Origin of the sequence: Synechocystis salina LEGE 00031, assembly GCF_015207985.1 — a bacterium.
GTDB lineage: Bacteria > Cyanobacteriota > Cyanobacteriia > Cyanobacteriales > Microcystaceae > Synechocystis > Synechocystis salina.
The window spans coordinates 82,812-96,220 of record NZ_JADEVV010000008.1 but is presented as its reverse complement, the minus strand read 5'-3'; the positions used below and the strand labels follow the sequence as shown (position 1 = coordinate 96,220).

12 protein-coding genes are annotated in these 13,409 nt (G+C 50.8%); 5 read left to right on the top strand and 7 right to left on the bottom strand.

The annotated features are described in order from the left end of the window. Positions 1 to 103: 103 nt before the first annotated feature. From IQ217_RS04455 to pyk, 4 genes are all read right to left on the bottom strand, one after another. Positions 104 to 259 carry a type II toxin-antitoxin system HigB family toxin gene (locus tag IQ217_RS04455; RefSeq protein ID WP_228024290.1) on the bottom strand — a complete coding sequence of 52 codons (156 nt, stop codon included), beginning with the start codon at positions 257 to 259 and terminating at the stop codon, positions 104 to 106. A 250-nt stretch (positions 260 to 509) separates the two neighbouring features. Continuing rightward, the gene (gene recF, locus IQ217_RS04450) at positions 510 to 1,664 is read right to left on the bottom strand and encodes a DNA replication/repair protein RecF (RefSeq protein WP_194019059.1); all 1,155 of its coding nucleotides are present in this window, start codon (positions 1,662 to 1,664) and stop codon (positions 510 to 512) included. A 41-nt stretch (positions 1,665 to 1,705) separates the two neighbouring features. Beyond that, entirely contained in the window at positions 1,706 to 3,367 is a 1,662-nt protein-coding gene (locus tag IQ217_RS04445; protein WP_228017036.1) for an ABC transporter ATP-binding protein, read from the bottom strand. Between the two features lie 212 nt (positions 3,368 to 3,579). After that, complete coding sequence (gene pyk / locus IQ217_RS04440) at positions 3,580 to 5,355, bottom strand: pyruvate kinase (protein WP_190598846.1); 1,776 nt, start codon at positions 5,353 to 5,355, stop codon at positions 3,580 to 3,582. A 180-nt stretch (positions 5,356 to 5,535) separates the two neighbouring features. Between pyk and IQ217_RS04435 the strand changes: the two genes are divergently transcribed. Next, positions 5,536 to 5,940: a DUF1824 family protein gene (locus IQ217_RS04435; protein ID WP_194019057.1), complete on the top strand. Its 405-nt coding sequence runs from the start codon at positions 5,536 to 5,538 to the stop codon at positions 5,938 to 5,940. Positions 5,941 to 5,980: 40 nt separating this feature from the next. Here the strand turns inward: IQ217_RS04435 and IQ217_RS04430 are convergent, their stop codons facing one another. Continuing rightward, positions 5,981 to 6,496, bottom strand: a complete 516-nt coding sequence (locus tag IQ217_RS04430; RefSeq protein ID WP_190598844.1) for a TIGR02652 family protein — start codon at positions 6,494 to 6,496, stop codon at positions 5,981 to 5,983. Between the two features lie 123 nt (positions 6,497 to 6,619). Between IQ217_RS04430 and pap the strand changes: the two genes are divergently transcribed. From pap to lspA, 4 genes are all read left to right on the top strand, one after another. Further along, positions 6,620 to 8,122, top strand: coding sequence for a polyphosphate:AMP phosphotransferase (pap, locus tag IQ217_RS04425; protein ID WP_194019056.1), 1,503 nt, complete (start codon positions 6,620 to 6,622; stop codon positions 8,120 to 8,122). A 76-nt stretch (positions 8,123 to 8,198) separates the two neighbouring features. Beyond that, positions 8,199 to 9,287, top strand: a complete 1,089-nt coding sequence (bioB, locus tag IQ217_RS04420) for a biotin synthase BioB (protein ID WP_194019055.1) — start codon at positions 8,199 to 8,201, stop codon at positions 9,285 to 9,287. Next, a complete protein-coding gene (locus tag IQ217_RS04415; RefSeq protein ID WP_194019054.1) occupies positions 9,271 to 9,924 on the top strand; it encodes a biotin transporter BioY in 654 nt (217 codons plus the stop codon). The genes bioB and IQ217_RS04415 overlap by 17 nt, the downstream gene beginning before the upstream one ends. After that, complete coding sequence (gene lspA / locus IQ217_RS04410) at positions 9,924 to 10,409, top strand: signal peptidase II (RefSeq protein WP_194019053.1); 486 nt, start codon at positions 9,924 to 9,926, stop codon at positions 10,407 to 10,409. The genes IQ217_RS04415 and lspA overlap by 1 nt, the downstream gene beginning before the upstream one ends. Before the next feature lie 119 nt (positions 10,410 to 10,528). On the opposite strand, the gene IQ217_RS04405 is transcribed toward lspA, so the two are convergent. Together IQ217_RS04405 and IQ217_RS04400 are read right to left on the bottom strand one after the other, a co-directional pair. After that, positions 10,529 to 11,305 carry an EAL domain-containing protein gene (locus IQ217_RS04405; RefSeq protein WP_194019052.1) on the bottom strand — a complete coding sequence of 259 codons (777 nt, stop codon included), beginning with the start codon at positions 11,303 to 11,305 and terminating at the stop codon, positions 10,529 to 10,531. A gap of 378 nt (positions 11,306 to 11,683) precedes the next feature. Next, positions 11,684 to 13,381, bottom strand: coding sequence for an iron uptake porin (locus tag IQ217_RS04400; RefSeq protein WP_194019051.1), 1,698 nt, complete (start codon positions 13,379 to 13,381; stop codon positions 11,684 to 11,686). Positions 13,382 to 13,409 lie beyond the last annotated feature (28 nt).

Here is a 13,409-nt window from a genome sequence, read left to right as displayed (position 1 = left end):
AAATAGTCCTTGGCCTGCTGAATTTCTTCTGGGGTCATAGATTTTTCCTGTTTTTCTTATTTTTACAGCAATTTTCTCTACTCACATCACTAAGCATTTATACTCAGGGCAAAAGTGGGATGCTCCCGGTTTGACGAACATCATCTAAATGTTTCCAGTGGCTATGGCTGGTGATTTTGTACCAAACCGTTAAGCTCGCTTTGGCATTTGGATGCTTTTCCCAGAATTGCTTCAGGGCAGTTTTCGAGATGATGTGCATAGGCAACGTTGCTCAAGATGGGGTTGACAGCCATCATCTGCTTTCCTCGACTATGGGGTTAACCACAAGTTGATCTTAGCGTTTTGCGAAGTTTTTTGGCAATGGTTACTACACCATTTTCTGACGATAGGGGCATTAAAGCGGATGGTTAATTCGTACTTTGTCGGTGAAGAGGTTGTACATCAGTCATTTTTTCTGTAGTTTGAGTTTTCTGTCGATATTCAACAAGTCTGGCTCAGTTCATCAAACATTAGTCAATTTCCGATGGCCATCGTTCCTCTAGTTGACCCCCATTCACCTGCAGAATTTGAGCCGATCGCCGCCAGCGGTCATCAAAACGATTTAAGTGAGTAGTGGTGATTAGGGTTTGAAAACGGTCTTCAATGGCCATCAACAATTGCCCCTGGCGATCGAGGTCTAACTCCGCCAAGACATCGTCCAATAACAACAGAGGCGGCTCCCCAATTACCGTTTCAATTAAACTTAATTCGGCCAATTTCAATGCCAGCACCAGGGTGCGTTGTTGTCCCTGGGAGCCATAGGTTCTGGCCGGGGTTTCATCAATGACAAACCCCACTTCGTCCCGATGGGGCCCCACCACCGTTGCCCCCAGATGCAATTCTGCCGATCGCCGTTGGGCCAATCTTGCCAAAAAAGCCTCGTGTACTACCGCAGGATCATCCCCTTCCCAGATCACATTGGGCTGATAAGTCACAGTAAGGGTTTCATTGCCGCCGCTAATGCGTCCATGCCACTCTTGGGCCAGGGGAGCCAACCGGGCCAAGCCCCTCGCCCGACGGCGGGCCACCCTAGTGCCCATTTCCACCAACTGTTGGTCCCAGAGTTCCAACGAAGCGCTTAATTCTTCCCCCAAAGCTAGACCCGTTTCCCACTGCTGTCGGAGGCTTTTCAATAAAGCATTGCGCTGCTTAACAATGTGTTGATATTGGGCCAAGATATGGGCATAGAGGGGTTCTAGCTGGGTTAATAAAGTATCCAGCCACTGGCGACGACAGTCCGGTGCGCCCCTGACCAAATCTAAATCTAAACAGGAAAATTCCACTGCATTTAAACAACCCAAAAAATCTAACTGGCGGCGGCATTGGTTTTGATTAATGCGTAGATTGCGCCGGCCCGATCGCCGCAGGTCAATTTCCAACTCCGCCACACTGTATTGTCTTTCCAGTAAAGCTTTAATTTGACCACTGGCCGCCCCATCTAAAACTAATTCCTGGTCCCGGCTAGTACGATGACTTTTTAGGGTTGCTAATAGTTCTACTGCTTCCAATAAGTTAGATTTGCCCTGGGCATTATTGCCCACCAAAATGGTTTTTTGAGCAGAAAATTCCACCTCCTCTTCGAGGTAATTGCGAAAGGCCCGTAAATAAAGTTTCTTCAGATACATTTTCTTACTCAACGGGGCAAAAACTAGCAACCTTTTCCGGTCTAGGAAGCAAACTGTTGGGCATGGAAACGGGCGTAGCGGCCTTGGTGGGCCATTAACTCCTGATGACTACCCATTTCAACAATTTCCCCCCGTTCCAACACCACAATGCGGGTGGCCTTACGCACCGTGGCCAAGCGATGGGCAATGACAAACACGGTTCTTTGCTGGACAATGCGCTCCAAAGCTTCCTGCACCAACGCTTCCGACTCCGAATCCAACGCTGAAGTGGCCTCGTCTAGAATTAAAATGCTGGGATTGCGTAAAATTGCCCGGGCAATGGCAATGCGCTGACGTTGGCCTCCAGACAGGGTGACTCCCCGTTCCCCCACATAGGTGTAATAGCCCTGGCTCAACTCCGTAATGAACTGGTGGGCATTGGCAATGCAAGCTGCTTCCTCAATGGCCTTTAGGTCTAAGTCCGTTTTGCCAAAGGCAATATTCTGGGCGATCGTGCCAGAAAAAAGAATATTTTCCTGGGGCACAATGGCAATTTGCTCCCGCAAACTTTTCAAAGTAATGCTGTCAATGGCATGGCCATCAATGCGTAAACAACCACCGGTAACGTCATGGAGCCGCATCAATAGGTTCACCAAGCTGCTCTTACCGGCCCCGGAAGCTCCCACCAAGGCGATCATTTCCCCCGGCTCGGCCTGTAAATTAATCCCACTCAAAACCGGTTTATTTTCTAGGTAAGCAAAATCGACGTTCTCATAATGCACCGCCCCCTGCAGGTGATCAATGGCCACGGCGGTGGGACTATCTTCCACCGAAGGTTGCAGGGCAAAAATTTCAAAAATGCGGTCAACGGAGGCTTCCCCCTGTTTGAACAAATTGTAATTGCTGGTGATGTGGCTAATGGGGTCAATGAGCATGGCCACCCCAGTGACGTAGCTAATAAATTCAATGCCAGTTAAATTACCGAGGGAAATTTGCCAAGCCGCCAGGCAAAACAACACCACTACCCCCATGGCTTCCAAAAATCCCACCACCACAAACTGCAATGCCTTCATGCGTTCGGCCAAAAACTGCGATCGCCGATGTTGCTGAGCCTCTTCCCGGAACAAATCCAATTGGTAATCTTCGGCGGCAAAGGCTTTGACTAAACGGATGGCCCCCAACGTTTCCGTCAACAGAGAAGACAAATTAGAAATTCGGGTTTGACTACGGCGGCTGAACTTCAACAACTGTTCCCCAAAAAAGCCAATTAACACTGCCATGAGGGGGGCAATGACCAACACCGCACAGGTGAGGGCCCAGTTGAGATAAAACATGTAACCGAACACCACCACCAATTGCAATGCCGAAGGAACAAAATCGTGAAATAACTTGTTCACCACCTCGCCAATGCGGTCAATGTCCTCGGTGAGTCGATAGGATAGGTCTCCTGTTTTTGCCTCCTCAAAATAGCTCAGGCTTAATCGCTGCAAATGGGCGTAGGTTTTTTCCCGCAGGGTCAACGCCATATTGAGAGCGGCCTTGGCCATTAGGGTATCCTGACCATACTGGGCCATGCCCCGCACCAAAAAAATCACCGCCGCCACCCCTGCCATAATCAAAATGGAGCGCACATCCCCCTCGCCGATGTATTTGGCCATGCGCCCCACCAACCAGGCGAGGATAGGCCAAAAAACGGTGAATAGCAGAGTACAAAGAAAAGCCAGCCCAATGGTACGCCGATGGGGACGAATATAGGGGATTAACAGCCAGTAACGGGACTTAAGGGAAGATTTTTTCTGCAAAGGAATAAACTACGTCGGGGAAAGAACCCCGTTGATTCTACCAAAATGTTACTGGTCCAGGGGCCATAGGATTTGGGTCTCCATCGGGATGATGGCTCCCGTTTTAGCCCTACCCCTTGGCCCAGAACCAGTCCCTATCCCTTGGACACTGGGGGTAAAGCCCCGGAATAAATCAAGCCTTTTTGGGCATCAATGGTGACAATGGCTCCGTCCCGGATTTTTTGGGTAGCTCCTTTAAAGCCCACAATCACTGGCACCCCCAGCCGCAAACCAATGATAGCTGCATGGCTGGTTAGGCTTTCTTCTTCGGTGATAATGCCCGCCGCCCGTCGCATCATCTCCACACAGTCAGCATTGGTAGAAGGTACTACTAAAATTTCTCCCTGGGTAAACTGGGCGATCGCCTGGGGATGCGCCGCTACCCTAGCCCGACCACTGACGGCCCCCTGGCCAATGCCTACGCCCCGACCGAGAATGGCCTTGACCACTTCCACTTTAATTAAATCGGTGGAGCCAGCCACCCCCTGCAATGTCCCAGCAGTCATCACCACCAGGTCCCCATCCCGGAGAAAATGGTTTTCCTGGGCCACGTTAATGGCGGCTTGGAACGTTTGACTGGTGGAAGGTAAATCTAACACTAGGAGAGGCTTAACTCCCCACACCAATTGCAACTGACGGGACACGTCCACATGGGGAGTAACGGCCAGAATGGGGGTTTTGGGGCGGAACTTGGACACATGGCGGGCAGTGGAGCCGGTTTTAGTCAAGGACATAATGGCCGCGGCGTTGAGGGTTTCCGCAATCTGGCTGACCGCACTGGAAATGGCGTTGGGGATGGACGTACGGCTAGCTTCCGCCTGGGAAGGGTTGATATCTTCTTGCTCAATGCGCTCCGCAATTTTGGCCATAATGGCCACTGCTTCCACAGGAAATTTCCCGATCGCCGTTTCGTTGGAAAGCATCACCGCATCGGTACCATCGAGGATGGCATTGGCCACATCGGACACCTCAGCCCTGGTGGGTCGGGGACTGTTAACCATACTGTCCAGCATTTGGGTGGCGGTAATAACGGGAATGCCCAAACGGTTAGCGGTGGCAATGAGCTTTTTCTGCAAAATCGGCACATCCTCCGCCGGCAGTTCTACCCCCAGGTCCCCCCGGGCCACCATTACCCCATCACATTTTTCCAGCACCGCCTGCATATCCTTGATGGCTTCGTGCTTTTCAATTTTGGCGATCACCGGCACTGATTTTCCCGCCGCCGCAATTAAACCTTTAATTTCATCAATGTCCTGGGGATTGCGCACAAAGCTCAGGGCCACCCAGTCCACCCCTTGGTCAAGGCCAAACATCAAATCTTCCTTATCCTTGTCCGTCATCGCCTTAACGGAAAGACAAACCCCAGGGAAGTTAACCCCCTTATTGCTAGAAAGGGTTCCCCCCACAATTACCCGACAGTGCAGATCCCGATTGACCCGGTCAATTTCCTCCACTAGCATTTCCAGTTTGCCGTCGTCGAGCAAAATCCTTGCCCCAGAGGGAACTTCATCCGCTAAATGCTCATAGCTGATGGAACTAATAATTTCAGTACACTCTACCGGGCGACTGGTAAGAATGTAGGGGTCACCATTTTTCAGTTGTACAGAACCCGCATCATTCAAAAATTTGCCCACCCGAATTTTGGGCCCCTGTAAATCCTGCAAGATGCCCACCGGTTGGTTCAATTCAAAAGCAATTTGACGAATCAAACGGATACTTTGTTGATGGTAGCTATGGTCCCCATGGGAAAAATTGAGGCGGAAAGTGGTGGCACCGGCTTGGATTAATTGTCTCAGCACTTCCTTGCTTTGGGTCGCAGGGCCGATGGTAGCGACAATTTTGGTACGACGGGGAAGGGGAGACGTTTGCATAATGGGCTGAAATTAGGGGCAGTTAAATATAATAGTTAAGGCCGTGGAATTTTAGGCGGCGCCAGGGAAATATTCCCATTATCCGCCACGATCGCCGTTTCAGTTGCACCAGATTAGGGGGCGAACGATGGTAGGCTGGGCGGTGGGAAATTTTTTCTCCAAGGTTTTATAGGATTTTGTATGGATGGTTCCGGTTCTGCTCCGTTGGCTCTGTTAAAGGATTACAGTCGTTTAGAAATCCGCATTCCCCAGAATGATCAAGAACGGGATGACCTACGCCGGGCCATTCTCTGGATTTGTGGCCAGAGCGAAACGGAAAATTTTGGCATTTGTGCCGACGACCAAAGCAGTGCCGAAGCAGCCTTGGGACAATATCTCCAGGCCCTGGACTACGACGGGGCGATCGCCATGGAAGAACAAACTATCCAGGGGCCAGTCTATTTGAAATGCCAAAGCCAATCCCTGCGATTTTATGTGGCCAGTTACGAAGGTAGTTACCGGGGGGTGTTGATTTCCTGCCAAACGGAGGATGAAGCCCTGGCGGGCACCTATGGTTATTTCCCGTTGGATTTGTTCGCTGATTGAATGGAAGTTGAAAGACTTGGTTCAGCCCACTTTAACCGAACTAATCAAACAAACGAAAGTAAGGATAGCGCTTGGGAATGCCTTTTTCCTTTTCCAGGTCAAAGTTAATTACCCGCCAACAATCATCCGCTGTACCTGGGGAGCTAAATTCCACCGGCAGACCGTAAAGACGGGGTAGGGGACTATCCCTGTCTTCGGGATTACGCCAGCTACCTTGCCGTTGCAGATAAACGCTGACCAAATCGTAGTAACGGTGGGCAATGATTACCTTGGTGGCCCGGTAACCTTCGGTGTAGAGACGGTCCAAGGCTTCATGAATTTCAAAGCGGATACCGTCGGGGTGGGTATGTTGCCGGTACCATTCTCCCTGCCAAAAGCGCCAGTGCCTTCCAGATTGCAAATGGACTAGGTCCTCCGTGTCGGGATTAACTTCAAAGGCTCCATGGCGATTGCAGAGGTAGGTGTCCGTTAAGGTCAAGGCTGGAATGGTTTGCCGACAGTGGGGACATTGGATTTCTGGACCAAAAAGGGGGTATTGTAAACCGAGATTTTGCATGGAAAACCGTTGGAATGGGCGGTTAAAGCAGAGGCCCCCACATTATAACCAAGGGATCTTTTCCTGGGTTTCTGGCCTAAACTTAGGCCGACAATCATTCTTCCTTCTCCCTGGCGATCGCCTATGCTAGATGCCCTCGACCTTTCCCTCAAACTGGATAAAGAGAGTTACAAAGAACAACTAGAGGATTTGATGCGGCAGTTACGGAGTCTGCAGCAATCCTGTTGGGAAGAAAAAATTCCAGTGATCATCGTCCTAGAGGGTTGGGCCGCCGCCGGTAAGGGCACATTGCTGAAGAAAATTGTTAACTACATGGACCCCAGGGGGTTTTCCGTTAATCCTATCTTTGCGGCCAATGAACAAGAAAGAATGTACCCTTTTCTTTGGCGTTTTTGGCAAAAGCTTCCCCCCAAGGGCAGTTTGGGTTTTTTCTACCATAGTTGGTACACCAATTGTCTAGAAGAGCGTTTATTTGGTCGTATTCCCGCGGCCCAAGTCCCCCTCGTAATGCGGGATATTAACGCCTTTGAGCGCCAGTTGGTGGAGGACGGAGCGGCGATCGCCAAATTTTGGGTACATATTAGTCAAAAAGAACTGAAAAAACGCCTAAAAAAATACGAGGCCGACGAGCTAGAAATGTGGCGGGTGCGGCCGGAGGATTGGCAACAGGAAAAACGCTACCAGGAATACTCCGCCCTCGTGGAAGAAATGCTCACCTACACCAGCACTGGCTATGGCCCCTGGACTCTGGTGGAGGGAGACTGTGAACGGTGGTCCAGGGTAAAAGTACTGTCCCAACTGGTGGCGGTGATTGTCCAGGCCCTAGACCAAAAACGGGCCAGGGCCAACGTCAAAATTGAACTAAGCCCGCCCCAAAAGGAATTGCTCCCCACCGAGCCCAATTTCCTCGCTAAAGTGGATTTGAGCGCGCAACTAAGCAAGGATGACTATCGGCAACGGTTGCGGGATAGCCAGATTGAATTACGTAAATTACAGGCTAAGATTTACCAGGAAAAAGTGCCAGTGATTGCTCTGTTTGAAGGCTGGGATGCCGCTGGCAAGGGGGGAGCCATCAAACGTTTAACGGACACCTTGGACCCCCGCAGTTACCAGGTCAACACCTTTGCCGCCCCCACCGAGGAAGAAGCCCAATTCCATTACCTTTGGCGTTTTTGGCGTCGCATTCCCCCTGGCGGAAAAATTGGTATTTTTGACCGCAGTTGGTACGGCCGGGTGATGGTGGAACGGGTGGAAGGGTTTGCCCGGGAAAAAGAATGGTTACGGGCCTACCGGGAAATCAATGAGTTTGAGGCGGAGTTGACGGCGGAAGGCTATGTGGTGGTGAAATTTTTCCTCCATATCAGCCCCGAAGAACAGTTAGCCCGCTTTGAAGAACGACAAAACAATCCCTTCAAGCAATACAAACTCACGGATGAGGACTGGCGCAACCGGGAAAAATGGCCCCTCTATGATGTTGCCGTTAACCAGATGATTGCCCGCACCAACACCCCTGCCGCTCCCTGGACAGTGGTGCCCGCCAACGATAAATATTTCGCTCGGGTGCAAGTAATTCAAACGGTGGTGGAAGCGGTGAAAATGGAGCTTAAACGCCGGGGCAAGGATTGATAACCCCCCTGGCACCTTTGCCCACCATGATAAAATGCCCTTTAATTTCGATCCAGACCCCTAACCCCATATTGCCGTGGTTCTAGCATCTTCCCGTCCCCCGTCCCCCTCCCATTCCCCGGCCGATCGCCACGGGACTCTGCAGGCTTGGTTAACAGGTCTGAGTCAGCGCATTATTGACGGCGATTGCCTGACCAGGGAAGAAGCATTACAGTTGGCGGCGATCGAGGGGGAAGAGAATATTCTCCTGCTCTGTGAAGCGGCCAATCGCATTCGGGAAGCCTGCTGTGGCAATGTGGTGGACCTTTGCAGCATCATCAACGTTAAATCTGGTAACTGCTCTGAAAACTGCGGCTTTTGCTCCCAATCTAGTCACCATCCCGACCCCAATTCCCCTATTTATGGCCTCAAAACCGAGGCGGAAATCCTGGCACAGGCCAGGGCGGCGGCGGCGGCGGGGGCCAAACGTTTTTGCTTAGTTAGCCAGGGTCGGGGTCCCAAATACCATAGCCCCAAGGATCGGGAATTTGAACAAATCCTGGCCACGGTGCGGCAAATTATCCAGGAAACCAACATTAAGCCCTGTTGCGCGTTGGGGGAAGTGACCCCGGAGCAGGCCCAGCAATTAAAAGAGGCTGGGGTAACCCGCTATAACCATAACTTGGAAGCATCCGCCACCTATTACGACAAAATTGTTACCACCCACACTTGGCAAGACCGGGTAGATACGGTGAAAAATCTTAAAGCGGCGGGCATCCAAGCTTGCACCGGCGGCATTTTGGGCATGGGGGAAAGTTGGGAAGACCGCATTGACCTCGCGTTAGCCCTGCGGGAGCTGGAAGTGGAATCGGTGCCCCTCAATCTGCTCAATCCCCGCCCTGGCACTCCTTTGGGGGAACAGCAAAAGTTGAATCCCTATGATGCCCTCAAGGCGATCGCCATTTTCCGGTTTATTTTGCCCCAACAAATTATTCGTTATGCTGGCGGCCGGGAGGCGGTGATGGGGGAATTACAAGATTTGGGTCTAAAGGCAGGCATTAACGCTATGCTAGTGGGCCATTATTTAACTACCCTGGGCCAGCCCCCCGAACAAGATCAACAATTATTGGCATCCCTTGGCCTCGAAGGGGGAGAGGCCCCTGTCCCCGGTGAATACCAATCCTGAATCTGACCTCGACCTTGTGACGGAGGAGATTGAACTCCCCAAGCCTTCCCTGCTGGCAGAAGTCCTGTTGGCGATCGCCGGACTGCTGTTGACTGTTTTTTGTACCTTTGTGCAGGTATTTGCCACCAATCCCCCTTGGCAATGGTGGGAGGATGGCATCTATTCCAATCCCCTGGGCACAACCTACCAGGTGGGGGCCGTATTGCTCACCGCCTGTTTGGGAGGGGCTAGGGCCGGGGCGATCGCCCAGTTGGGTTATATTATGCTGGGCCTAGCTTGGCTACCAATTTTTGCCCATGGCGGCGGCTGGGACTACTGGCAACAGCCTACCTTTGGCTACTTATTAGGTTTCATTCCGGGAGCTTGGGTCTGTGGTTGGTTGGCTTACCGTTCCCAAACCAAAATTGAAACCCTGGCCCTCAGTTGCCTGGCCGGTTTGGGGGTCATCCACGGTGCAGGTATAGTTTATCTAGGGATGATGTCTTTGCTGAAACTGGGTAATCCCCCCATTTTGTCCCTGCCAGACCTACCCCAGGCCCTGTTGACTTTTTCCCTCATAGCCCTGCCCGGCCAGATTATTCTGGTCTGTCTGACTGCTGTGCTGGCGTACTTTTTGCGGAGAATCCTGTTTTATTGATGGCCCGGTCTTTTTCCCTCGCTAAAAACCCCCTCTTCTGGCAAGTGGCGATCGCCGGCATTATCTTGGATCAGATCAGTAAACTTTGGGTGAGCCAGGCCATGGACCCCGTGGGTACCACTTGGCCGCTATGGTCTGGGGTGTTTCATTTCACCTATGTGCTCAATACCGGGGCGGCGTTCAGTGCTTTTCGCGGCGGGGCTGGCTGGTTAAAATGGCTTTCCCTCGGAGTAAGCGTCGGCTTAATTATCTTTGCCGGCAAAGTTCCCCTCCGCAAGTTGGAACAATTAGGTTACGGTTGCATCCTGGCGGGGGCAGTGGGTAATGGCATTGACCGTTTTTTGTTTGGCCATGTAATCGATTTTCTCGATTTTCGCCTGATTAATTTCCCCATCTTCAACCTAGCCGATGTTTCCATTAACATTGGCATTGCCGCCCTACTCTGGGCCAGTTTTTTCCCCGTTTCCTCCCGCAAGGTTGATTAAAACCTAAGGCTATTTAGTGGATCGATGTAGACCGATAAATTCATCTCTCTGAATTTTTTAAACATCTTCTAAACCAGCAACGGTAATAACTTGTGAGCTTGTTTGGTTAACTACCCGGCTCAACTGAGATCGCCAGTTTGACTCGGCTGTCCCCGTGTACGCCAATAGTACTTTTTAAATTCCTCAGCCGGGATAGGGCTCGAATAATAATACCCTTGGGCCATCGAAATCCCTGCAGATTGGAGAGCCACAACCTGTATTTCGGTTTCGAGCCCCTCGGCGACGACCTCTAATTGGGTCGATTGTAGCAAGGCTGAAAGCCCCCCAAGCCACCCCGGACAGGGGCAATCGGAAGTGATCTGGGCAACGAGGGACCGGTCGATCTTAATAATATCCAAGGGACAACGGGACAAGATAGCCAAATTTGCACCACCTAGCATCACGTCATCAAGGGCAATTCGGACACCAGACTGAGTAGCAGCTTCGAGGGCAGCAAGGCCTAACCGATCCGGTAATCCCCTTTCAGTTACTTCAAGGATGAGCTGTCGCCGGAGGAGCGCCAACCCAGTCTTGTCTGCGGCATACTCCAGTCCGCCCCGCCCCAGAATTTCCGGCGGTACATTGAAACTGAGATGGGCCTCTTCGTGGACCCGGAGCCACTCGCCTAACTCGGCTGCCATGGTTTCAATTACCCAATAGGTCAGCAACCCCGATACGGGAGTGTCCTCGATCAGGGGAATGAACTGGTCCGGCATCACCGTTCCGGATGGCCTTCTCCACCGAATCAAAGCCTCCGCACCGACACAGTGGCCCTCGACAAGTCTGACAACAGGTAAATACTCTAGGAAAAACTCGCCCTGATCTAAACCAGCGCGAATTGCATCAATGGTGATCATCCAGCTCCGTGAGTTGATAGCCCAAATATCCCTTTTTCATCAGAGTGGGGGAATTTTGGAAAAAGAGGGGAGAAGGCACGGAGTGTTGAGAAGGTAAGGGAACATCAAAGGATGGCGACTGTTTAAACACCTACGATACAGCAAATTTTGAATCAGTTTGATATATATACAACAGTGATAACACTTATTTTCATAAGAGTTTTGCTGTGCGACTAAGATGCTGTAAACGCTGTAAATCCGATGAAGCTATAGTTCCGGAAGTGGGGACAGATGAGACTTCAAAATATAGCTGCTATGCAAATGTTAAGTGACATAAAAGAAAACGTCTACCTGTGATGACACCATTAACAGAGCTATAAAGTGAGATTGTTTGAACAGCTAAAACTTAAAGCTAGTTCTTAAAGCGGCTACCCAGAGGGGATCTCGGCCATTGGCGGGATTAATGCCAATCCAAAAGGCCGGGGTAAGGGAAATATTATCGTTGAATTGGTAGAGGTAAAAGGTTTCCACAAACCAAGGGGCGTCGGTGGTGGCGGGGGTAATATCAGGCACATTATTGTTATTACTGATAAAGGAAGCATAGGGAGGTTGGCCCACTGATACGACTCCTACATTGCCCTCCTTACCCAAATCGGGAAAAGCTAAGCTAACTTTCCAGTTCCAAATGTCTGCCGTATCCCCTTGGCGATCGCCACTTTTGGCCGTTGCATCGCTATACATGCCCCAACCTTCCAGGCTAAACCAATCGGCCAACTGCCAGGTCCAAATAACGGCGTAATGGTTAGTGCTACTGGCGGCGTCATCAAAAGGGTTATCAGTGTTGGCCAAACCGGTGAAGCCCAAAGCAGAAAAGCTGTCGTATTGCCCCTGGGGGATGTAGTTATGGAGATAGGAAAAAGCCACTCCAGTGTTGGCGGCGGGGACATAATTCAACTGGGCCCCCACCCCAAATTGACCGTTAAATAGTCCTTCACTTTGATTGGGGGAAAAGCCCTTACCGGCGGAATAAAAGCCTCCCAAACTCAGGTCATCGGTGAAACTGTAGGAAAAACCCGCCCCGGGACCAGAATTGTCGTTGGGTAAATAAATGGGGGCGATCGCCCCGAAGAAAGACACCGCCCCATCGGTGAAGGAATTGGTGTAGGGAGCGAGGGGGTCCATGATGTCGTCCATGGTGATGCGATTACCCGCTAGCCAAATGCGAGCCCGATCGCCAACAGGGAAATTGTACTGAACTTTATTAACATTTAAATTGCCCTGTTCTTCGGTGGCGGCAAAGTTAAAATCAGTTAAATTACTACCGCCTCGGGCCAAGAAAAAATTGCCCGATTGTAAGCGCACCAACAGATTGTCTTCCCCAGAAAAGCTAGTATTAAAATTAATCCGTTGACGGAAGTTGACTGTGACTTGGCCATTTTGTACCGGTTGATCCGGCGGACCATCGGCCTGTTCACTGCCTCCAACTCCAGACAAAACCCAAATGGAATCCCCCGTTAACTTAGTGGTGACAGAAAACTGGTGATCCTCTAGGTAAGCAATGCGAGTTTCTAAGTTATCAATGCGGGCACCGTAGGCATTTAATTCCTGTTGAAATTGTTGGGCTAAAAGTTTGAGTTTATCAATATCCTCCCGTAAAACTGCCACATTTTCCTGCATTAAACGCTCCATCACATTCATGCAAGCATTTAAGCCAGCGGCAAATTCCCAGCGACTCAACGCCCGATCGCCCCGGAAAGTACGGTCGGGATAGCCCACAATACAGCCATAGCGCTCCACGAGGCTTTGCAGGACTTCATAGGCCCAGGCAGTGGGTTGCACATCCCGCAATTGATCAACACTGGTCACTTGCCCCATGGTAGTTTGCAAACTACTAACGGACGTTTGGGCATTATTATCGACGGTAAAAGTTCGTCCCAATCGTCGCCGCTGGGGAAAATTATTCTGTGCGGATAAATTGTCTAAATTATCCAAGGACTGGGCGAAAATGGGCTCCGTATTTCTTCCCCCCACAATGACCGTGGCTAATACAGTGATCCCCAAGGAAGATAGGCAAGCAAACTGTTTGGTGAAGTTCATTTTTTAATTGATTTAGTTAATGAAAAAG